The sequence below is a fragment of the Arthrobacter sp. MW3 TE3886 genome (assembly GCF_041262145.1).
Classification (GTDB): Bacteria; Actinomycetota; Actinomycetes; order Actinomycetales; family Micrococcaceae; genus Arthrobacter.
Window position 1 is genome coordinate 766,090 of the sequence record NZ_JBGCAN010000001.1, and the last position, 21,143, is coordinate 787,232.

Sequence of the window (21,143 nt, forward strand, 5' to 3'; positions counted from 1 at the left end):
CGCTCGTGGGTTGGGTCCAGCTGTGAGCGATTACGATGCCAGGCTCGTTGACCACTACGACCACGTCTCCCTAAAGCAGCGGACTATTGGGACTGCTGCTCATCCATCGGGAACGCGACGGCCTCGCCCACCACGCGAAGCCGCAGCTCCGTGCCGGGGCGGGCGATCGAGGCGTTCCAGTGCCGGATGGTGATGATTTCCCCGCCGCCGGGGTAGCGGTGGTCCGGGACGGCGCCGGCGGCAAGGACCGGCGGGACGGGGAGTTGGAGCCGCACCGTGGTCTCGGGGCCGAAGTAGTCCGTGTCCACCACCGTGCCGCGGATGGGGCCGTCCTCGGAAATGCGGATCTGCTCGGGCCGCAGCATCAGCTGGACCCGGCCCTGGGCCGGCGGGCGGCGCACGGGGATCCCGCCGAGCGAACACGTGGCCAGGGAGCCTTCCATCCAGGCATCCAGGATCACGGCGTCGCCCAGGAACTCGGCGGTGGCACGGTCCGCCGGGCGCGTGTAGACGACGAACGGGTTGCCGATCTGGGCCAGCTTGCCGCCGCGCATGACGGCCACCTGGTCGGCGAAGGACAGCGCCTCGGCCTGGTCATGCGTGACGAGGATCGTGGTGACGCCGGCGTCCTTCAGGACCTGGGCCACGGCGCGGCGGGTGGCCACACGCAGGCCGGCGTCCAGGGCGGAGAAGGGCTCGTCCAGCAGCATGAGCGCGGGCTTGCGGGCCAGCGCCCGGGCCAGGGCGACCCGCTGCTGCTGCCCGCCGGAGAGCTGGTGGGGACGGCGCTTGGCCATCGCCGGGTCCAGGGAAACCATTTCCAGCAGCTCGCCCACCCGCGCCTTGACCCCGCGGCGCCCGCCGGGGAGCTGCGCGGCGTCCAGCCCGAAGGAGATGTTCTGTCCGACCGTCAGATGCGGGAACAAGGCGCCGTCCTGGGCGACGTAGCCGACGTGCCGCTTGTGGGCCGGGACCCAGGCGTTCTCCCCGGCCACCTTGATCCCGTTGAGCGAGATGCTGCCGGTGTCCGGGTGTTCGAAGCCGGCAATCAGGCGCAGGAGCGTGGTCTTGCCGGAGCCGGAGGGTCCCACGATCGCCGTCGTTCCGCCCTTGGCGACGGAAAGGTTGACGCCCTTGAGGACGGCCTGGGGCCCAAAGTTTTTGGTGACCGCGTCGATTTCCAGGTGGCTGTTGGTGCTGGTGGCCACGGAAGCCGCGACCCGCGGCTCGGGGAGACGCGAGGGGGCCTCACGCGACGGGTAAATATCGGTCACTGTCCGGCTACTTTCTTGGACTGCTGGAAGAGGAGATAGGTCATGGGCGCCGAGATCAGGATCATCAGCAGCGCATAGGGGGCGGCGCCAGCGTAGTCGATCTCGCTGCTCTTGCTCCAGAACTCCGTGGCGAGTGTGCGGGTCCCGTTGGGTGAGAGCAGGAGGGTGGCCGTGAGCTCGTTGACAATCCCCAGGAACACCAGGGCCGCGCCGCCTGCCGCGGCGGGGGCCGTGAGGCGCAGCGTCACGCGCAGGAAGGCCAGCAGCGGCGGCTTGCCGAGCACCTGGGCGGCCTCGTCGAGTTCCTTCGGTGCCTGGGAAAGCCCCGAGCGGATGTTCACGAGGGCCCGGGGGAGGAACAGCAGCACGTAGGCCGCGATGAGCAGCGCCGAGGTCTGGTACATGCTGGGCACCATCCGGATGCTCACGGTCACGAAGGCCAGGCCCACCACGATCCCGGGCATGGAGCTGGTGATGTAGTTGGACAGCTCCAGGGACTTGCTGAACCAGCCGGGCCGCCTTACGGCCAGGTAGGCCATGGGGAACGCGACCACGGTGGTGGCGACGGCCGCCGCAAGGCCGTAGGCCAAGGTCTGCAGGAGGGCCGGCATGAATTCCTCGGCAGCCCAGATTTCCGGGCCGCCGGCGACGATCCAGCGCAGCACAAACGTCAGCGGCAGCCCGAAAGCCAGCGCGGTGAGGGCGATCAGGGACAGCTGGGCGGGGAGCTGGTAGGCGTGCAGGGGCAGGCGCAAGGCGCGCGCCTGGGCCCCGGAGCCGATCCTGGCGTAGCGGGCGCTGCCGCGGCTGCGGACCTCCACGAGCAGCAGGATCAGGCAGAGGAACACCAGGACACTGGCCAGCATGTTCCCGGCGGTGCCGTTGAACGTGGACTGGTACTGCACCATGATCGCGGTGGTGAAGGTGTCGAAGCGGATCATCGCGAAGGCCCCGTATTCGGCCAGCAGATGCAGGGCGACCAGCAGCCCGCCGCCGGTCATGGCGATGCGCAACTGCGGGAGCACCACGCGGAAGAACGCGCGCCAGGCGCCGAGGCCGAGGGAGGCGGCGGACTGCTCGATCGCCGGATCCAGGCGGCTGAGCGTCGCGGCGGCCGGGATGTACACGAGGGGGAAATAGGACAGGATGGCGATCAGGACCCCAGACCACAGCCCGCCGAGGGACGGCACGGCGGAAACCCACGCGTAGCTGTTGACGAACGCGGGGATGGCCAGCGGGGCGGCAAGCAGCACGGCCCACCATTTCCGGCCCACAAGGCTGGTGCGTTCGACGAGCCACGCGCCGCCGACGCCCAGGACCAGGCACAGCGGCACCGTCACCACGGTCAGCAGCACCGTGTTCAGCAGGAGCTCGCCCACGCGCGGCCGGAAGATCAGGGCCATGGCGGTGTCCCAGCCGGTGGAGGCTGTCATGAAGACCACGTAGGCCAGGGGCACCAGGGAAAACAGGGCGATAAGGACCGCGATGATGGACACAACGGAGACGCCGAAAGGCGGGCGGGGGCGTTTGCCCCTGCCCGCCGTCGTCGTGTCAGTCGTCAAATCCGCAGAGGGACCGGAGACCGCCAGCTTGTTAGTCACTGCTGCTACAGCAGTCCTGCCTGGGTCATCAGTTCGGTGACCTTGGCGGAATTGAGTTTGGCGGGATCCACGGTGGGGGCCTGCAACTCCTTGAGCGGAACCAGCTTGTCGTTGGACGGGACGTCCGAAGCGACGGCGTATTCGAAGGAGGTGCCCTTCTGGAGCACTTCCTGGCCCTTCTTGCCGGTGATGAACTTCAGGAAGGACTGGGCCGCTGCGGCGTTCTTCGAGGACTTCAGCACGCCGCCGCCGGAGATGGAGACGAAGGCGCCCGGGTCCTGGTTCTTGAAGTAGAACGGCGTGACGTTGTTGGAGTTCTCGCCGGTCTTGGCCTGGTCGCCGTAGTAGTAGTAGTGGTAAATCAGGGCGGCGTCGACCTCGCCGGCGTTGACGGCCTTCATGGCCGTGCTGTTGCCCTTGTACGGCTTGGAGTTTTCCTTCATCCCCTTGAGCCATGCCTCAGTGGCGGCTTCGCCCTTGAGTTCCAGCAGGGCCGAGACGATCGCCTGGAAGTCGGCGCCGGACGGTGAGGCGGCCCATTTGCCCTTCCACTCGGGGTTGGCCAGGTCCAGCATGGACTTGGGCAGCTTGTCGTCGCTGATCTTGTTCTTGTCGTAGACCAGCACGGTGGAGCGGGCCGCGATGCCGGTCCACTTGTTGGTGGAGGGGCGGAATTCGGCGGGGACCTGGTCCACGGTGGCCTTGTCCACATCCGCGAAGAGGCCGGCGTTTTCCACCTGGGCCATGGCGGGGGAGTTCTCGGTGAGGAAGACGTCCGCCGGTGAGGCCTGGCCTTCCTGGACGATCTGGTTGGACATCTCGGTGTCGTCGCCCTGGCGCACGGTCACCTTGATGCCGGTTTCGGCGGTGAAGGCGTCGATCCACTCTTTGGTCAGGGATTCGTGCTGGGCGTTATAGACCGTGATCTCGCCGGCGGAGGAGCCGTTGCCGGCTGCGCTGCTGCCGGCCGGGGCGGAGGAACCGGAGCCGCAGGCGGCCAGGCCCAGGGCGGCAGTGGCGGCCAGGGCGATGCCCGCCAGCGCGTTGGTGCGGATCTTCATGGGGCTACTTTCTTCAAGGAAGTCGTCGTAGTGCCCTGCCCCCCGTGAGCGGGGAAGTTAGGGCATGCTCACTAAGAAAGACTGTAGGTTAGCCAAACCTAAGCGACCAACCTGAGGCTGGTTTAAGTGATGAGGATCACATGAATTACGATACTGTTGCGTGACGTAATTGTCGCCCGGTTACGGGGCGGGCGCCGGGGCGATCGATGCGGCCGCCTCCAGCACCATCCAGGCCTGGAGCTGCGTGGAGAGTTCGACGGCGGCGCCTTCCGGGTAGCTGCGGCGTGCCGGCGCGTCGGTGCGGTCGGAGAAGACCAGGTGGCTGCCGGGGCGGGCGAGGCGGTCGTGCGCGGGGAGGATCCGGCGGCCTTCCCAGAGGGCCTCGGCCGTATCGTTCACGAGTGCCGCCGCCGTGGCCCGGGTTTCGGCCGGGAGGCGTTCGGCGACGGCGGCCAGGGCCAGGTAGCGGACGAGTATCCCGGTGAAGAGTCCGCCGTCGCCGGTTCCCTCGCAGCGCAGCACGGCGGCGGTGCGGCCCAGCAGCGGTGCCGGCTGCGTCAGGTTGCGCGCCACGGCGTCGACCAGTGCCGCCGCACGCCCGAGGTTGGACTCGCCCCCGAGTTCGAGCAGGGCGCCGAGGACGGGCCCCTGGTTATAGGTGTAGATGGTCTCTTCCAGCACGGCGTCGCCCGTCCCGGAAATCCGCAGGCCGTCGCGGTAGAGGCCCTGTTCGGGCTCGTAGAGCCTGGCGTCCAGCCAGTCCAGCAGGGACTGCGCTTTGGCCCGGTTGCCGGTCCGCGCGTAGTAGAGGGCCACGGGTGCGGTGGCGGGTGTGTTCTTGAAGTCGCGCTTCGTGCTCCAAAACGTACCGCCGCCCAGGTCGTCCGTGGAGGCGGAGTCGAACTGCAGGGTCAGGCTCTGCAGGACCTTGGCGTTGCGTTCCCGGCCGGTGTGCTTGCGGGTGTCCTCGGCGAGCTTGTCCAGCCGGAGCGTGGCAAGGGCCAGCCAGGCCATGTCGTCGTAGTAGTTGTTGACTACCGTGAGGAAATTGCGCAGCCGGATGCCCGTGACGAGCCGGGAGGCGAGCCGGCCGGCGCTGGGCCGGTTCTCGCCGTCGAACTTGGCTCCCGGATTCCCGGGGGATCCCAGTTCCCGGCGGCCGGCGTCCACGAGGCAGTCCAGGTAGTGTGCCTGCCACCAGTAGTGCCAGGGCCGGGAGAGGTTCTTCAGCCGGCCCGAGGGCCGGAGGATCGCGGCGATGTGGGTGCCGGGCAGGAAGAAGAGCCGCTGCCCGAAGAGCCTGGTCACCGAGCGGGCGGCCTCGTCCGCGCGGAAGGACCAGTTGGGGGCGGAGGCGTCGGCTCGGGTCATGGCTCAAGCCTAATCGCGGGAGCCCGTCCGGACCGCGACCGTGACCGCGCCCCGGCGGGTGCGGCCCAAAGGTGCGCATTGGCCGCATTCCAGTTAACATTCACTAACTAATGTTCCCCGCGGGCCGCCTCTGCAGGCGCCCGCCCGCGTCGAGGCTTCGCGGCCGGGGTTCGGTTCCACATCAAGGAGGATGGATGGACATCAAGGGTACTGTCGCGCTGATCACGGGCGGGGCCTCCGGTCTCGGAGCGGCCACGGCCAGGCGCCTGTTCGACGCCGGCGCGTCGGTGGTCCTCGTGGACCTGCCGGGTTCCGCCGGGGACGCCTTTGCCGCCGAACTGGCCGCATCAGCCGCTGCCGGCGCTGCCGCCGGGGACGGGCGCAGCGCCGTCTTTGTCCCTGCCGACGTCACGGACGAGGCGCAGGTGCAGGCCGCCGTCGACGCCGCTGCCGCCCTCGGCGCGCTGCGCATCGTGGTCAACTGCGCCGGGATCGCGACCCCCGGCAAGGTCCTGGGCCGCGACGGCGTGCTCCCGCTGGAGGCCTTCAACCGCGTCATCCAGATCAACCTGGTGGGCACCTTCAACGTGATCCGCCTCGCCGCGGCCGCCATGGCAGCCACCGAGCCCGCCGCCACGGAACTCGGCGGCCCCGAACGCGGCGTCATCATCAATACCGCCTCCGTTGCCGCGTTCGACGGCCAGATCGGCCAGCCCGCCTACGCCGCCTCCAAGGGGGCCGTCGCCGCCATGACGCTGCCGATTGCCCGCGAACTCGCGCGCTCGCTGATCCGGGTGGTCACCATCGCGCCGGGCATCTTCGAGACCCCCATGATGGCCGGCCTGCCGCAGGAGGCGCAGGACTCCCTCGGCCAGCAGGTGCCGCACCCCTCGCGGCTGGGCCGGCCGGCCGAATACGCGAACCTCGCCGCGCACATTGTGGAGAACGCCATGCTCAACGGCGAGACGATCCGCCTCGACGGTGCCATCCGGATGGGCCCGAAATGACCGGGTCGGGGATGACCGCTGCCGGGCCGGCCGCCGCGGCCGCGGCCGCGCCGTCTGTGTCCGCGCCGTCTGTATCTGCACCGTCTGTGGCGGGGCTGCCCACGGCGGACTTCTTCGATTACGAAGCACTGCTCAGTACGGCGGAACGGGCCAAACTGGCGCAGTTGCGCGAGTTCCTGGCCGCCGAGGTCGCCCCTTTCGCCACGGACTGGTGGAACAAGGCCGAATTCCCGGCCCACATCCTGCCCAAGCTGGCCGCCCTGGAGCTCAGCGCCCCGGCCCAGCGCGGCTACAGCAACCTGTTCGCCGGGATCGTCATCGCCGAGATGACCCGGGTGGACACCTCGCTAGCCACCTTCTTCCTGGTCCACCATGACCTCTTCGTGGAATCGCTCTACGGCTTCGGCTCCGAGGAGCAAAAGGCGCGCCTGCTCGAGGACGCGGCAAGCCTGCGCACCACCGGCGCCTTTGCCCTCACCGAACCGGACCACGGCTCGGACGTTGCCGGCGGGATGGAAACCCGGGCCCGGCGGGTCCCCGGCGGCGCGGCCGGCGGCGGCGACGCCTGGGTGCTCAACGGCGCCAAGCGCTGGATCGGCAACGGGACGTTCTGCGACTACATGCTGGTCTGGGCCCGGGACGAGGCCGACGGCGGCATCCGCGGCTTCATCGTCGACGCCACCTTGCCGGGCGTGAGCCGGCGCCGGATCGAGAACAAGATTGCCCTGCGTACGGTGCAGAACGCGGACATCGTCTTCACCGACGTCCGGGTGGCCGAAACGGACCGCTTCGCCGGGATCAGCAGCTTCGAGGACACCAACGAGCTCCTGCGCGGTTCCCGGATCATGGTGGCCTGGCAGGGCGTGGGGCAGCAGCTCGCGGCGTTCGACGTCGCCCGGCAGTACGCCGTCGAACGCCAGCAGTTCGGCCGCCCGCTGGCGAAGTTCCAGCTGGTCCAGCAGCAGCTGGTGACCATGCTCGGCAACGCCGTGGCCAGCATGGGCATGATGGTCCGGATCGCCCAGCTGCAGGACGCCGGCGCCGCGGACATGCCGCAGGTGGCCCTCGCAAAGTCCTATGTCAGCGCCCGGATGCGCGAAACCGTGGCGATGGGCCCGGTCCCTGCTGGGCGGCAACGGGATCGTCACCGACTACCGGATGGCCAAGATCTTCTCTGACGCCGAGGCGATCTACACCTACGAGGGCTCGTTCGAGATCAACACCCTGATCACGGGACGCGCCGTCACCGGCGTGTCCGCGATCGTCTAGAAGGCCGCCTAGAAGACCGTTTAGAAGAGGCCGGGTTCCTTCTCGCCGGCCTCGATCTTCGCGTCGAGGCTGTTGTTCCGCACCGGCATGGGGCAGGTGCCGTACGGGGTGAAGGCGCTGGGGTAGTTGATGGCCCGGTTGAAGTCCAGGATGACGGAGCCGTCTGGCCGCGGCCTTGCAGTGGACACCTTCCGCCACTCGTCCGTACTTTCCCCGTTGGTCTCGTCGTGGAACGTCACCGTCAGGGCACCGAGCTTCTCCTCCTCGGCCTGCAGGTGGAACTCGTGGTCCGTGCCGGGCAGCCGGAAGACCAGCTCGCCGACCGAGCGGTGGACCCCGTCCACGAGCGGGTTGGCCGTGCCGATCGGGACATCCACGGGCTCGGGATAGGGCACGAACCGGGCCTCGATGACCATGTCCGGGCGGAAGTCGAAGGTGGGCACGCCGTCGAACTCCGTGAACACTGGCGACTGGGAGTCGCGCGTGCGGATGGCGTACTTGTCCGCCCGCATGGCGAGCTCCACCACCACCTGGCGGCCGTCGTCGCCGCCGTACTGGACCCACATCAGTGATTCCTCGTCGGCGAGCACGGCGCTGATGGTCCCGTCCACGGGTTCGCCGGTTTCCACGAGGGCCAGACCGTCGGACGCGGCGGCGGTGAGGAAGGCAGCGGTGCCGTCCGTGGACCAGAGGCCGGGGGCGAGCTCGACGGCGGCCGGCTCGCCTTCGAGCCACTGGAAGGAGGTCAGCGTGAGCCAGCCGTGCTCGCTGGCGAGGGCCGTGTTGCGGCTGTTCCGGAAGCGCTGCCAGCGGGCCAGCTGCGGGTTCTGCGCTGCATCGGGTGTGGGCTTCGAGCCAGTGCCAGGTTCAGACGTAGTCATGGGCACCTCCAGGGGATCAGTTGGGGGTGGGCGGTGTGTTGAGGCTGGCCGCCACGAGTTGGGCCGCGGTCGTTCCGGCTGCGGCGGCCGCGTCCGGGTCGCCGTCGAGCACCCCGCTGGCCAGGCCGCCGTCGAGCAGCAGGGTCAGGCTGCGGGCGAGCTGGTCCGGGTCCCGGGCACCGGCGCGTGCGGCCAGGTCCCGGATCCAGGCGCGGATCTGCCGCTTGTGGGCCACGGTCCGGTCGTGGACGCGGGTGCCGGCAGTCGACTCGGCGGCCGCGTTGATGAAGGCGCAGCCGCGGTAGCCGTCGCGCCGGCAGGCAGCTGTCAGGGCATCGAACAGACCCACGAGCTGCGCGGCCGGGTCCTCGCCGGCTGCCTCGGCGGCGGCGTGCAGCTGCCCGGTCCAGACGCCGTCCACCTTCTCCAGGTAGGCCAGGATGAGGTCGTCCTTGGCCGGAAAGTACTTGTAGAACGTGGCTTTCGCGACGCCGGACTCCGCGATGATGGTGTCGATGCCGGCCGCCCGGAAGCCCTGCGCGTAGAAGAGCCGGAAGGCAGTGGCCAGGATCTTCTCCCGGGCGTGCCCGGCGGGCGTGCGGGCAGCCGGCGGGGCGGTTGCTGCTGGCGAGGTCATGGCTCAATCGTACACAGACAAGTCTGTCTATGCCGCTTTGTCGTTCGCTTCGTACCCCGTGAATGACGCACCTCCGGCCCGCCCCCGGCTGATCAGGCGGCTACGGGCGGGCGGCCAAGCCCCGCACGAGCAGCCGCCAGACCTCCCGCAGCTCGGACCCGATGGCCGGGTCCGCCCATTCCGCCGCGTGCAGCGGGTGGTGGAACCGCGCCGTGGCGTGCAGGACGGCACGGCCGGCCGGCACCGGATCCGGGACGGCGAATTCGCCGCTGCTGACGCCGTCGGCGATGATCTCCGTGAGCGCTGCGGCCAGGTGGTCAACGTGGGCCGCCACCACTTCCCGCGCCTCGGCGGTCAGCTGGCCGAACGTGGCAAACAGCTCGGGATCGTTCAGTGCCAGGCCCTGCTTGATGGCCGCGAGGCGTTCGAGCCAGCGGAGCAGGCGTTCCGCGGCCGGGCCGTCCGGATCGCGGGCAGGATCCAGCGGCTCCGCGAGGCGGTCCAGCCAGCGCCGGGCCACCGCGTCCCGCAGCGCCACCTTTGTGGGGAAGTGCCGATAGACGCTGCCGTGGCTGACGCCCAAGGCCTTCGCGACGTCCACCACCGTGGCCTTGGCCGGTCCGAAGCGCCGCAGCACATCCTCGGCGGCATCAAGGATGCGCTCCTCGGTCAGGACGACGGCCACAGGGGTCACCGGCGTTCGCTGTCGAGCATGGCCATCTGGCCGGCGTCGTAGCGGGCGCCCGCGGCCGCGTCGGCGGGGACGGCGGCCTCGATTGCTGCCAGGTCCTCGGCGGAGAGGAGCAGGTCGACCGCGCCCAGGGACTCGGCAAGCCGTTCGCGCCGGCGGGCGCCAACGAGGGGGACGATGTCCTCGCCGCGGGACAGGACCCAGGCGATGGCGAGCTGGGCGACGGTCGCGCCCTTGCGGTCGGCAATCGCGCGGAGCCGTTCGACGAGCTCGAGGTTCCGCTGCAGGTTCTCGCCGGAGAAGCGGGGCAGGTGGGCCCGGAAGTCGCGCCGGTTCCCAGTGCCGGCGGCCGGCCAGTGGCCGGACACCAGGCCGCGCGACAGCACACCATACGCCGTGATGCCGATGCCCAGTTCGCGGGCCGCCGGCAGGATGTCCTGCTCGATGCCACGGGAGAGGAGGGAGTACTCGATCTGGAGGTCGGAGACCGGGTGGGCGGCGTTGGCGCGGCGCAGCGTGTCGGCGCCGACCTCCGAGAGGCCGATGTGGCGGATCAGGCCCTGCTGCACGAGCTCGGCCAGCGCTCCCACGGTTTCTTCCACCGGGACGGACGGATCCAGGCGGGCCGGCCGGTAGATGTCCACGTAGTCGGTGCCGAGGCGGCGGAGGGTGTAGGCCAGGAAGTTCTTGATGGCCGCGGGTCGGGTGTCCACGCCGTTCCATCCGCCCCGGGCATCGCGCAGGACCCCGAATTTCACGCTGATCTGGGCGTTCTCGCGCCGCCGGCCGCGGATCGCGTCGCGCAGCAGCATTTCGTTGTGGCCCATGCCGTAGAAGTCCCCGGTGTCCAGCAGGGTCACGCCGGCGTCGAGGGCGGCCTGGATCGTGGCGACGCTCTCGGCGTCGTCGGCGGGGCCGTAAAGATCGGACATGCCCATCAGGCCGAGGCCGATGGCGGCGGTGCTGGGACCGGTGGAGCCCAGGGTGCGGGTGGTGCCGAGAGTGGAAGTTGTCATGGAATGACGATACAACAATCAGATGACAGATTTCAATCTTTGTCAGTCGCTGGTGTCCGAGAGGTCGCGGAACTGCGCTTATTGCCGTAGACAGATCTGTCTGATAGCGTCGAGGCCACACGTAGACGAACCTGTCTACTCCACGACTTCAGAACGAGGACACGATGAAGATTGCAGTACTGGGAACCGGCATGGTCGGGCGCACAATTGCCGGCGCACTGGCGGGTCTGGGTCACGACGTCGTGATCGGTACCCGCGACCCGCAGGCAACGCTGGCCCGGACCGAGCCGGACATGATGGGCACCGGGCCGTTCGCCCAGTGGCACGCCGCCAACACCGGAGTCGGTGTCGCCGCCTTTGCCGACGCCGCGGCCGGCGCCGAGCTGATCGTCAACGCCACCAACGGCGGCGGCTCGCTGGCGGCCCTGTCCGCCGCTGGTACCGAAAACCTGGCCGGTAAGGTCATCATGGACATCTCCAACCCGCTGGACTTCTCGCAGGGGATGCCGCCGTCGCTGAACCCGGTGAACACGGACAGCCTGGGCGAGCAGATCCAGCGGACCTTCCCGGAGGCCAAGGTGGTGAAGACGCTGAACACCATGACGGCGTCAGTGATGGTGGATCCGGCGCGCGTGGCCGGCGGCGAGCACTCGGTGTTCGTCTCCGGGAATGACGCCGACGCCAAGGCGGCCGTGACCGATATCCTCAAGGGCTTCGGCCACCGCGACGTGATCGACCTCGGCGACATCACGAGTGCCCGCGGCGCGGAAATGATCCTGCCGATCTGGCTGCGGCTCTGGGGCGCGCTGGGCACCGGCGAGTTCAACTTCAAGATCGCGCGCTAACCGCTTCACCCGCCAAGCCCGCAGCAGGGACCGTTCTGAGTGTTCAGAACGGCCCCTGCTGCGGGCTGGTTGGGGTCGGGGGAAAAGACGTCGGGGCGCCGCGGCGGGGCCCGACACTATCTGAGACGGAATTCCGGCCGGGAGTGCCTGCGGGTAACATCCCATGGGAAGAAGTAATCAGGCTCACAGTATCCAGCGCAGTGTACGAGCCACGTCGAACCCTCGAAAGATAGTTTCCATGGCTGACACTGCAATGCATTCCGACACCGATCTTGCCGCCGAACTCCGGGCCGATGTCCGCCGGGTCTCCACCCTCCTCGGCGAATCCCTGGTCCGCCAGCACGGCCCCGAACTCCTGGACCTGGTGGAGCAGGTGCGCCTGCTGACCAAGGAATCCAAGGAAGCCGCCCGCGGCGGCGCCGACGCCACCGGGCCCTGGAGCTCGTACGACGTCGTCGCCCAGGTCCGCGAACTGCTCGGTTCCCTGCCGCTGGAGCAGGCCACCGACCTGGTCCGCGCCTTTGCGTTCTACTTCCACCTGGCGAACGCCGCCGAGCAGGTCCACCGGGTCCGCGGGCTGCGCACCCGGCAGGAGAAGGACGGCTGGCTCGCCAAAGCCGTGGAGGAGATCGCGGACCAGGCCGGCAACTCCGTGCTGCAGGAAGTCGTCAACGAGCTCGACGTCCGGCCCATCTTCACCGCGCACCCCACCGAGGCCTCTCGCCGGTCCGTGCTGGATAAGATCCGCCGGCTCTCGGACATCCTGTCGGAGTCCACGGGCGAGGGCACGTCCGCCCGCCGCCGCCAGGACCGCCACCTGTCCGAAGTGATCGACCAGATGTGGCAGACGGACGAGCTGCGCCAGGTCAGGCCCACCCCCGTGGACGAGGCCCGGAACGCCATCTATTACCTCACCGGGATCCTCAGCGACGCCATGCCGGAAATGCTTTCGGACCTCTCCGAGCTGCTCGCCGAGCACGGCGTCACGCTGCCGCCGCAGAAAGCCCCGATCCGCTTCGGCTCCTGGATCGGCGGGGACCGGGACGGCAACCCCAACGTCACGGCCGCCGTCACCCGCGAAATCCTCCAGATCCAGAACCAGCACGCCGTACGGATCAGCATCGGCCTGATCGACGGGCTCATCTCCATCCTGTCGAACTCGACCGCGCTGGCGGGGGCCGACCAGGAGCTCCTGGACTCGATCGACGTCGACCTGGGGAACCTGCCTGGCCTGGACCGCCGCGTCCTCGAGCTGAACGCGCAGGAGCCCTACCGGCTCAAACTCACCTGCATCAAGGCCAAGCTGATCAACACCGGCCGCCGGGTCGCGGCCGGATCCGCGCACGAGCCCGGCCGCGACTACACCGCCACCGCGGAGCTCCTCGCCGAGCTCGGCCTGCTGGAACGGTCGCTGCGGAACCACCACGCGGCCCTCGCCGCCGACGGCGCCCTGTCCCGGGTCCGCCGCGCCATCGCCTCCTTCGGCCTGCACCTGGCCACCCTCGACATCCGCGAGCATGCCGACCACCACCACGACGCCGTCGGGCAGCTCATGGACCGCCTAGGCGGGCCCGGTGTCCGGTACGCGGAACTCAGCCGCGCCGAGCGGCTCGAGGTGCTGGGCTCCGAACTCGCGTCCCGGCGCCCGCTCTCCGGCCACCCGATCAAGCTCGACGGCGTCGCCGACGGCACCTACGACGTCTTCCGGGAGATCCGGCGGGCCCTGCGCACCTACGGTCCCGACGTGATCGAGACCTACATCATCTCCATGACCCGCGGGCGCGGACGACGTCCTGGCCGCGGCCGTGCTGGCCCGCGAGGCCGGCCTGGTCAGCCTCTTCGGCGAGGCGCCCTACGCCAAGATCGGCTTCGCACCGCTGCTGGAGACCGTGGACGAGCTCCGCGCCTCGGCCGAGATCGTGGACCGGCTGCTCTCTGATGCGTCCTACCGCGAACTCGTCCGGCTCCGCGGCGACGTGCAGGAGATCATGCTCGGCTACTCGGACTCCAACAAGGAATCCGGCGTCATGACGAGCCAGTGGGAAATCTACAAGACCCAGCGCAAGCTCCGCGACGTGGCCGCCAAGCACGGCGTCCGCGTGCGCCTCTTCCACGGCCGCGGCGGCTCGGTGGGCCGCGGCGGCGGGCCGACCTACGATGCCATCATGGCCCAGCCCAACGGCGTGCTCGAGGGCGAGATCAAGTTCACCGAGCAGGGCGAGGTCATCTCGGACAAGTACTCCCTGCCGGAGCTGGCCCGGGAAAACCTCGAACTCTCCCTGGCCGCGGTGCTGCAGGGCTCGGCCCTGCACCGCACGCCGCGCACCTCGGAGGACCAGCGGGTGCGCTACGGCCACGTCATGGAAACCGTCTCCGACGCCGCGTTTGCGCGCTACCGCACCCTGATTGATGACCCCGACCTGCCCGCCTACTTCATGGCTTCCACCCCGGTGGAGCAGCTGGGGTCCCTGAACATCGGGTCCCGCCCGTCCAAGCGGCCCGATTCGGGCGCCGGCCTCGAGGGCCTGCGGGCCATCCCGTGGGTGTTCGGCTGGACGCAGTCGCGGCAGATCGTGCCGGGCTGGTTCGGTGTGGGCTCCGGCCTCAAAGCCGCGCGCGAGGCCGGCAACTCGGCCCAGCTCAAGGAGATGATCGAGGGCTGGCACTTCTTCCGCTCGGTGCTTTCCAACGTTGAGATGACCCTGGCGAAGACGGACATGGACATTGCCGGCTACTACGTCTCCACCCTGGTGCCGGCGGAACTGCACCACCTGTTCCGCGCCATCCGGGCCGAATACGAGCTCACCGTCGAGGAAATCCAGAACCTCACCGGCGAGCACGTGATCCTCGATGCCCAGCCCACCCTGAAGCGCTCCCTCGAGATCCGGGACCAGTACCTCGACCCGATCAGCTACCTGCAGGTGGAACTGCTGCGCCGCGTCCGGGCCGAGGCCGCGGAGGGCATGACCGGGGCCGAGATCGACGAACGGCTCCAGCGCGCCATGCTGATCACGGTCAACGGAGTCGCCGCCGGGCTGCGCAACACGGGGTAACCTGCGCCCTGGCTCCCGCGCGCCCAGCCTCTGCCCACCCCTCCGTTGCCCTATCATCTGTGGCGGCCATTTCGGCCTTTTGGCAGCCAAGAATGATAGCGCAACGGGAGGGTGTGGCGGCGGCTAGGGTTGTTCCATGCCGTCGTTCCAGACCAGACTGAAGATCACCGGGCTCAAGCCGGGGACCGCTCCTGAAGCCGTCATGGCCGCGGCCATCGAGGCGCTCGGGACGCGGCACCACGTCGAGTCGCACCAGCTGGAGCTCGCCGGGGGCGTACCCCAGCTGAACCTGCGCTTCCTGGTCGATGCCACCGCCTACAGCGCCGAAAACAGCCAGGCGCTGGAGTCGGCAGCCATGATGCGCGACGCCGTCGAACGCGTTGCGCTCACCGGTGCGCTCACCGTGCTGCGCCGCAGCCGCGGCCGCTGGGCGCCTGTATAAGAAGTCGGGCGTCTAGAAGTCCAGTTCCTCGTCCGGGTCGACCGCGGCGGACTCCACGGGGGAGGGGCTGCCCCGGCGCCGCGTCACGATCACGCCCACGACCGCACCGACCAACAGCCCGACGCCGACGCCGATCAGGGAGCTCGCCCAGAACGGCAGCCCGGTGGCGGAGCCCATGAAATAGCCCAATGCCACGGACCAGACTGCCCAGAGCAGGCCGCCGAGGGCCGCGCAGAGGCTGAACCCGCGGGTCGAGACGTTGGCGATGCCTGCCGCGGCCGTCGTGGCCAGCCGCCCGCCGGGGATGAAGCGGAGGCCGATGATCGCACCGTAGGTGGAGGACCGGCCGGCCTTCGCGATCGCCGCGTGCACGGCCGCGTGGAACCCCAGACCCCATTTCCAGCGGTCGAGCACGTGGCTCAGCCGGCGCTTGAAGAGCTGGAATACGAGAAGGTCACCAAGCCAGGAGGACGCGGCGGCGAGGAGCACGACGAGGAAACCGTTGATGCGGCCCTCCGCGGACAGTGCGCCGCCGGTGATGACCAGCATTTCCGAGGGGACGGGCGGGAAAATCGCATCGCCGATCACGAAGGGGAAGATCCAGAAATAGATCGCGGCGCCCCAGCTGTCCGCATTTCCGAAGTCCATGGGCACAAGGTACCGCACTTCCAGCTGCTAGCGTGCCTCGCTGAGTTCCAGCCTGCTGCGGTATTCCACCGGGCTCCCGGAGATGGGGTCCACGAAGCGGATCCCGCGGGCCAGGAGCTGCAGCGGCTTGGCGTAGTTGTCCGGGGCCTTGTCCAGCAGCTCCGGGTAGAACGCATCGTTGACGATCCCGAGGCCCAGTGAGGCCATGTGCACGCGGAGCTGGTGGGTCTTCCCGGAGTGCGGCTCCAGCCGGTACAGCGCGCGGCGGTGGGGGCCGCCGTCGACGCCGGGCGCGCCGGAACCGTCGAAGGTGTGCAGCCGCTCGATCCGGGTTTCCGCGTTGGGTTCGCCGTCGACCACCTCGGCCAGCAGGTAGCTGCGGGACTTGGTCATCCGGTTCCGCACCACCACGGGGAAGTCCACCGCGGGATGGCCCGGTGCGGGCACCGCGGCGGACACGCACTCATATTCCTTCTGGACCTGGCGCTTTTCGAAGAGCACCTGGTACTTGCCCCGGGTTTCGGGGTTCGTGGAGAGCAGCAGGATGCCGGCGGTCATGCGGTCCAGGCGATGCATGGGGATCAGGTCCGGGAGGCCGAGCTGGTTCCGGAGCCGGACCAGGGCCGATTCCTGGATGTACGTCCCGCCGGGGGTGGTGGGCAGGAAGTGCGGCTTGTCCACCACCAGCAGGTGATCGTCCTGGTGCAGGATGTCCAGCTCCACCGGGATCCGGGTCTCCGGCGGCAGGGTGCGGTAGTACCAGATGAACGTGTGGTCCTGCATCGGCGTGCTGCGGTCCAGGGCGATCCCCGCCTCGCCGACGATCTCGCCGGCGTCGAACCGGTCCTCGATGCCCTGCGGATCAATGTGACCCCAGCGGTGCATCATGTAGTCCAGTGCGGTTTCCCAGGGGCCCTCGTCCGGCAGGCGCAGGCGCGTCGCGTTGACGCCGTCGCGCACGGGAAGGGGGGATTGCATCACCCGACCATTCTACGGGCCCGGCCTCTTCCGCCCCGCCCCCGAGCCCGTCCCCCCGCGCCCCCGCGCCCTCGCGAGCTCCAGGTCGCCGGACGCGTGCCAGATCGCCGGAAAGGTCCGGCGAGTTCGGTGGCTTCCGGCGAACTCGCGAGGCGGCACCCCTGCCCACGCCCCGCCCCGCCCCACCCCTGCCCTGCGCCCGCCCCGCACCTCGCTCCCCGCACATCGCGGCCCAGTTCGCCGGACGCGTGCCAGGTCGCCGGAAACGTCCGGCGAATTCGGAGGCTTCCGGCGAACTCGCGAGGCCTCACCCACCCGCCACCCAGAGAGCCGACGAGAAAAAAGTTCTTGACAAATAAAATTGTCGGCGGGCAAACTTGAAGCATGTTGGACATCGGAGTGATTGAGGATCCGGCCGCAGCTGAGGCCTCGCTGGATCCTATCCGGACGCGGATCCTGCGCGAGTTGGCCGAGCCCGGCTCCGCAACGCAGCTCGCCGCGAAGGTGGGCCTGCCGCGGCAGAAGGTGAACTACCACCTCAAAGCACTTGAGCGGCATGGGCTCGTCGAGCTCGTCGAGGAGCGGCGGCGCGGCAACATGACCGAACGCATCCTGCAGGCGACGGCGGCGTCGTATCTGATTTCGCCGGCGGCGCTGGCCTCGGTGGCGCCGGACCCGCACCGGTTCTCGGACCGTTTTTCCGCCTTCTGGCTGCTGGCGCTCGCCGCCCGCATGGTCCAGGAGATGGGGCAGCTGATCGCCGGGGCGGCAGCGGCAAGGCAGAAACTCGCCACGTTTGCCATCGACGGCGAGATCACCTTCCGTTCAGCGGCGGACCGGGCAGCCTTCGCCGAGGAGCTCGGCGTCGCCGTGACCCGGCTCGTGGACAAGTACCACGACGGCGGACGCGACCTCCCGGCAACTCCGGCTGGTTCCCCGGCAGATTCGCCGGGGGCGCCGCACGGTCGCCGGCCGGAGGGACGCAAGCACCGGCTGGTCGTCGCGCTGCACCCGTCGCTGAAGGCGCCGCAACGCAAGGAAGCGCACGCAGACCCACAAACAGCCAGTCCACAAGCAAACCCACAAACAGACCCACAAACAAACCGACAAGCCAAGGAGCAGGACAATGACTGACCAACGGAAATTTGAAATCGTCTACGACACCGAACTGCCCGGCACCCCGGAACGGGTATGGGAGGCCGTCACCAAGGACACCCCGGCCTGGATGTTCCCCACGGACCAATGGCCGGCGGTCAGGACCGTGGACGAATACCCCTCCCACTTGGTGTCCCGGATGGACGGTCCGGACGGCTGGTTCAACCAGCTGGAGCACGTCCTGGAACCGCTCGACGGCGGCCGGGCCCGGCTGCACTATGTGCACAGCGGCATCTTCGCGGACAACTGGGATGAACAGTACGACGGCGCCAGCAAGCACACGGCCTTCTACCTGCACACCCTGGGCCAGTACCTGAAGTACTTCGACGGCAAGTCCGTGGTCTTCACGGACATCCAGGCACCCGCGGCGTCGCAGACCCCGGACGGCTTCGACCGGCTGAAGAGGGCCCTTGGCGTCGACGCTGCCGCCCAGGGGGAGACGGTGGAGCTGGAGCTCGACGGCGTCGGGCCGCTGGCCGGCGAGGTCGACTTCGCCAACGAGAACTTCCTCGGCCTGCGGACTGCGGACACGATGTACCGCTTCTTCGGGCGCAACGCCTTTGGCGCGCCGGTGGGCATGACCGTGCACGACTTCAGCGGCAGCGGGGACGCCGGGGCGACGGCCCAGGCCTGGTCCGGCTTCCTGGCGAAGGTCTACGCCTAGGTCCTGCGACGCGGATCCCATCTGGCGACGCGCATGCGCCCTGGCGACACCCGAAACCGGGCGTCGCCAGGGCCTATGCGTGTCGCAGGATTCAACGCGCGTCGCAGGAAACGTTGCGCGTCGCAGGATTCAACGGGCGTCGCCAGGGCACATGCGCGTCGCGGGAATCAACGGGCGTCGCCAGGGCCTATGCGTGCCGCAGGTCGGGCCCGCGGGCGCCCAGTCTCAGGCGATGGCCGCGGCCGGCGGGGCCGACAGGTTGCGGCGAAGCTGCGGCGCGGCCTCCAGCCGGTCCTGCGCCGCACGCAATGCCAGTACGGCCGTCTCCAGCTGCTCCGGGGGCAGGGTGAATGGCAACCTCAAGTACTGCTCAAACGCGCCGCCGACGCCGAACCGTGGCCCCGCGGCGAGGCGGATCCCGACGTCGGGGGCCACTACTGCCAGGGCCGTGCTGATCGGCGCCGGGAGTCGGCACCAGACGGACAGGCCGCCGTCGGGCCATTCGGGCTCCCAGCCCGGCAGGTGCGTCCGCATCAGTTCCACCAGTGCGTCCCGGTTCTCGCGCAGCGCGGCCAGCCGGGCGGGGAGCGGCTCCGTCATGGCATTGACCAGATGTGCCGCGGCGAGCTGTTCCACCACCGGCCCGCCCAGGTCCAGGGTGGTGCGGGCAGCGGCGAAGCGCTGGATGAGGGGCTCGCTGGCGCGGATCCAGCCGGTGCGCAGCCCTGCCCAGTGCGACTTGCTGAGGGACCCGAGGGAGACCACCGCCGGGCTGAAAGCGGCCATGGGGGTCGATGCGGCGCCGTCGAGGTTCAACTCCCGCAGCGTCTCATCCGCCACCAGCACAGTGCCCGACGCGGCGGCCGCCTTCACGAGCCGGCGCCGCTCGGAATCGGGCATCAGCCGGCCGGTGGGGTTGTGGAAGTCCGGGACCACGTAGGCCATCGCGGGCCGCTGCTGCAGCAGCGCCGTTTCCATGGCCTCGAGGTCCCAGCCGCCCGTGCCGCTGCGGGCAGGGGCGCTGTGGACTCTGCCGCCTTGGCTTCTGCCGCTGGGGCGTGCGCCGCTGGCGGTTGCGGCAGGCATGGCCACCGGGACCGGGCGGCAGCCCGCAGCCCGGATCGCGTCGAGGGCATTCGGGTAGCTCGGATGTTCCACCAGCACCTTGGTCCCGGACCGCCCGGCCAACGTGCGGAGCACAATGTTCAGGGCATGCTGGGCGCCGGAGGTGACCAGGATCTGTGCGGCCGTTGTCGGGACCCCGGCGGCGGTGTACCGGGCCGCTATGGCTTCCCGGAGCGGGCCCACGCCCAGGGCGTCGTAGCCGAAGCCCGGCAGCAGGGCCGGCAATTCGGTCAGGGCCGCGGCAAAGGCCCGGTGCACCACTTCGCCGCTGGCGGGCAGGGAGGCGTAGGCCAGGTCCAGGATGCCCTCCGGCACGGCCAGTCCGGGCGCGCCGCTCAGCCGCAGGGCGCCGTCGTGGCCGCCGGCATGCCCGGGCCCCTGGCTCGGGATGCAGCTCCGGCTCCGGCTGCCCTGGCCGCTGCTGAGGAAACCCTGCTCGCGCAGCAGGGCGTAGGCCGCTGTCACCGTGGTGCGGCTGATGCCAAGAGCCGCCGCCAGCGAGCGCTCGCTCGGCAGGGCGACGTCGAGCCCGACGCGGCCGTCGAGGATGAGCAGGCGGACGACGTCGGCCAGCTCGCGGTAAGCGGGGGCGGCGCCGACGTTCCACTCGCCCAGCAGGCGGGCCAGCGACCCCGGAGTCAGTGAGACGGACATAGAGCCAGTATTTCAAACTGGCTATGGATTGCAAGGCCAGTTTTCGTGGAGGATGGAGACCATGTTGACCCGCAGACTCCTCCAGCTCCTGATCGGCCTCGCCCTGTACGGCATCTCCCTCGCCATGGTCATCCGTGCCAGCCTCGGCACGGCGCCGTGGGACGTGCTCCATCAGGGGCTGGCGGCCAGGACCGGGCTCAGCCTCGGAACGGTGGTGGTTGTGGTCAGCTTCCTGGTGCTGCTGCTGTGGATCCCGCTCCGGCAGTGGCCCGGCGTTGGAACCCTGTGCAACGCCGTGCTGGTGGGGGTCTTCGCGGACGTCGGGCTGGCCCTGATTCCGCAGTTTTCGCATCTTGGCGGCCAGATCGGCCTGCTCGTCGGTGCCGTGCTGCTCAACGGCGTCGCCTCCGCCTGCTACATCGGCGCCCGCCTGGGCCCGGGCGCACGGGACGGGCTCATGACGGGCCTCGCCCGGCGGACGGGCTGGCCGGTCCGGGTCTGCCGCACCGGCATTGAAGTGGTTGTCCTGGGCGCGGGCTGGCTGCTGGGCGGCTCGGTCGGTGTGGGCACGGTGCTCTACGCGCTGGCCATCGGCCCCCTGGTGCAGTTGCTGCTGCCCCGGTTCACCGTTCCGGAAGCGCGTCCCGTCCCGGCGTGCGGAACTGAGGCGGCCGGAACTGAAGCGGCCGGTGCTGAAACGGAAGCCGCCGTTGCCCGGACGGCCGTCCCCGCGGCGGCAGCCAGCGGCCCGGCCGATTGATTCCAGCGGGC

The 21,143-nt window shown here is 69.6% G+C and carries 17 protein-coding genes and 2 pseudogenes; 8 read left to right on the forward strand and 11 right to left on the reverse strand.

Annotated features, from left to right (window positions below; translation table 11 throughout):
- Positions 1-83 precede the first annotated feature (83 nt).
- From ABH915_RS03600 to ABH915_RS03615, 4 genes are all read right to left on the reverse strand, one after another.
- Positions 84-1,274, reverse strand: a complete 1,191-nt coding sequence (locus ABH915_RS03600; protein WP_370117888.1) for an ABC transporter ATP-binding protein — start codon at positions 1,272-1,274, stop codon at positions 84-86.
- Complete coding sequence (locus ABH915_RS03605; protein WP_370124924.1) at positions 1,271-2,770, reverse strand: ABC transporter permease; 1,500 nt, start codon at positions 2,768-2,770, stop codon at positions 1,271-1,273. Before ABH915_RS03605 ends, ABH915_RS03600 begins: the two co-directional genes overlap by 4 nt.
- A 110-nt stretch (positions 2,771-2,880) precedes the next feature.
- Complete coding sequence (locus tag ABH915_RS03610; RefSeq protein ID WP_018774320.1) at positions 2,881-3,936, reverse strand: iron ABC transporter substrate-binding protein; 1,056 nt, start codon at positions 3,934-3,936, stop codon at positions 2,881-2,883.
- 180 nt (positions 3,937-4,116) lie between these two features.
- Positions 4,117-5,307, reverse strand: coding sequence for a glycoside hydrolase family 76 protein (locus tag ABH915_RS03615; RefSeq protein WP_370117892.1), 1,191 nt, complete (start codon positions 5,305-5,307; stop codon positions 4,117-4,119).
- 194 nt (positions 5,308-5,501) lie between these two features.
- Between ABH915_RS03615 and ABH915_RS03620 the strand changes: the two genes are divergently transcribed.
- Both ABH915_RS03620 and ABH915_RS03625 read left to right on the forward strand, forming a co-directional pair.
- Positions 5,502-6,314: an SDR family NAD(P)-dependent oxidoreductase gene (locus ABH915_RS03620; RefSeq protein ID WP_370117894.1), complete on the forward strand. Its 813-nt coding sequence runs from the start codon at positions 5,502-5,504 to the stop codon at positions 6,312-6,314.
- Between the two features lie 86 nt (positions 6,315-6,400).
- Positions 6,401-7,583 (forward strand): annotated as a pseudogene (locus ABH915_RS03625) (acyl-CoA dehydrogenase family protein).
- Positions 7,584-7,603: 20 nt separating this feature from the next.
- Here the strand turns inward: ABH915_RS03625 and ABH915_RS03630 are convergent.
- The 4 genes from ABH915_RS03630 to ABH915_RS03645 all read right to left on the reverse strand — a co-directional run bounded on the left by ABH915_RS03630 (position 7,604) and on the right by ABH915_RS03645 (position 10,808).
- The gene (locus ABH915_RS03630; protein ID WP_370117897.1) at positions 7,604-8,464 is read right to left on the reverse strand and encodes a DUF1684 domain-containing protein; all 861 of its coding nucleotides are present in this window, start codon (positions 8,462-8,464) and stop codon (positions 7,604-7,606) included.
- A 16-nt stretch (positions 8,465-8,480) separates the two neighbouring features.
- Positions 8,481-9,101: a TetR/AcrR family transcriptional regulator gene (locus ABH915_RS03635; protein ID WP_370117899.1), complete on the reverse strand. Its 621-nt coding sequence runs from the start codon at positions 9,099-9,101 to the stop codon at positions 8,481-8,483.
- 100 nt (positions 9,102-9,201) lie between these two features.
- Entirely contained in the window at positions 9,202-9,795 is a 594-nt protein-coding gene (locus ABH915_RS03640; RefSeq protein ID WP_370117902.1) for a TetR family transcriptional regulator, read from the reverse strand.
- The gene (locus tag ABH915_RS03645; RefSeq protein ID WP_370117904.1) at positions 9,792-10,808 is read right to left on the reverse strand and encodes an aldo/keto reductase; all 1,017 of its coding nucleotides are present in this window, start codon (positions 10,806-10,808) and stop codon (positions 9,792-9,794) included. Before ABH915_RS03645 ends, ABH915_RS03640 begins: the two co-directional genes overlap by 4 nt.
- A 164-nt stretch (positions 10,809-10,972) precedes the next feature.
- Here ABH915_RS03645 and ABH915_RS03650 point away from each other — a divergent pair, with 164 nt between their 5' ends.
- The 3 genes and pseudogenes from ABH915_RS03650 to ABH915_RS03660 all read left to right on the forward strand — a co-directional run bounded on the left by ABH915_RS03650 (position 10,973) and on the right by ABH915_RS03660 (position 15,148).
- On the forward strand, positions 10,973-11,653 hold the full coding sequence (locus tag ABH915_RS03650) for an NADPH-dependent F420 reductase (RefSeq protein ID WP_026539250.1): 681 nt from the start codon (positions 10,973-10,975) through the stop codon (positions 11,651-11,653).
- 238 nt (positions 11,654-11,891) lie between these two features.
- Positions 11,892-14,706, forward strand: a pseudogene (ppc, locus tag ABH915_RS03655) (phosphoenolpyruvate carboxylase).
- 136 nt (positions 14,707-14,842) lie between these two features.
- Entirely contained in the window at positions 14,843-15,148 is a 306-nt protein-coding gene (locus tag ABH915_RS03660; protein WP_018774310.1) for a hypothetical protein, read from the forward strand.
- Between the two features lie 12 nt (positions 15,149-15,160).
- On the opposite strand, the gene ABH915_RS03665 is transcribed toward ABH915_RS03660, so the two are convergent.
- Together ABH915_RS03665 and ABH915_RS03670 are read right to left on the reverse strand one after the other, a co-directional pair.
- Positions 15,161-15,796, reverse strand: a complete 636-nt coding sequence (locus tag ABH915_RS03665) for a DedA family protein (protein WP_370117909.1) — start codon at positions 15,794-15,796, stop codon at positions 15,161-15,163.
- A 27-nt stretch (positions 15,797-15,823) separates the two neighbouring features.
- Complete coding sequence (locus tag ABH915_RS03670; RefSeq protein ID WP_370124925.1) at positions 15,824-16,774, reverse strand: RluA family pseudouridine synthase; 951 nt, start codon at positions 16,772-16,774, stop codon at positions 15,824-15,826.
- 384 nt (positions 16,775-17,158) lie between these two features.
- On the opposite strand from ABH915_RS03670, the gene ABH915_RS03675 reads away from it, so the two are divergent.
- Entirely contained in the window at positions 17,159-17,908 is a 750-nt protein-coding gene (locus ABH915_RS03675) for a helix-turn-helix domain-containing protein (RefSeq protein ID WP_370117911.1), read from the forward strand.
- A complete protein-coding gene (locus ABH915_RS03680) occupies positions 17,901-18,593 on the forward strand; it encodes an SRPBCC domain-containing protein (protein ID WP_370117914.1) in 693 nt (230 codons plus the stop codon). Before ABH915_RS03675 ends, ABH915_RS03680 begins: the two co-directional genes overlap by 8 nt.
- A 225-nt stretch (positions 18,594-18,818) precedes the next feature.
- Here ABH915_RS03680 and ABH915_RS03685 read toward each other — a convergent pair whose 3' ends face one another.
- Positions 18,819-20,372 carry a PLP-dependent aminotransferase family protein gene (locus tag ABH915_RS03685; protein WP_370117916.1) on the reverse strand — a complete coding sequence of 518 codons (1,554 nt, stop codon included), beginning with the start codon at positions 20,370-20,372 and terminating at the stop codon, positions 18,819-18,821.
- A gap of 61 nt (positions 20,373-20,433) precedes the next feature.
- Between ABH915_RS03685 and ABH915_RS03690 the strand changes: the two genes are divergently transcribed.
- Positions 20,434-21,132, forward strand: a complete 699-nt coding sequence (locus tag ABH915_RS03690) for a YitT family protein (protein ID WP_370117919.1) — start codon at positions 20,434-20,436, stop codon at positions 21,130-21,132.
- The last annotated feature ends 11 nt before the right edge of the window (positions 21,133-21,143 follow it).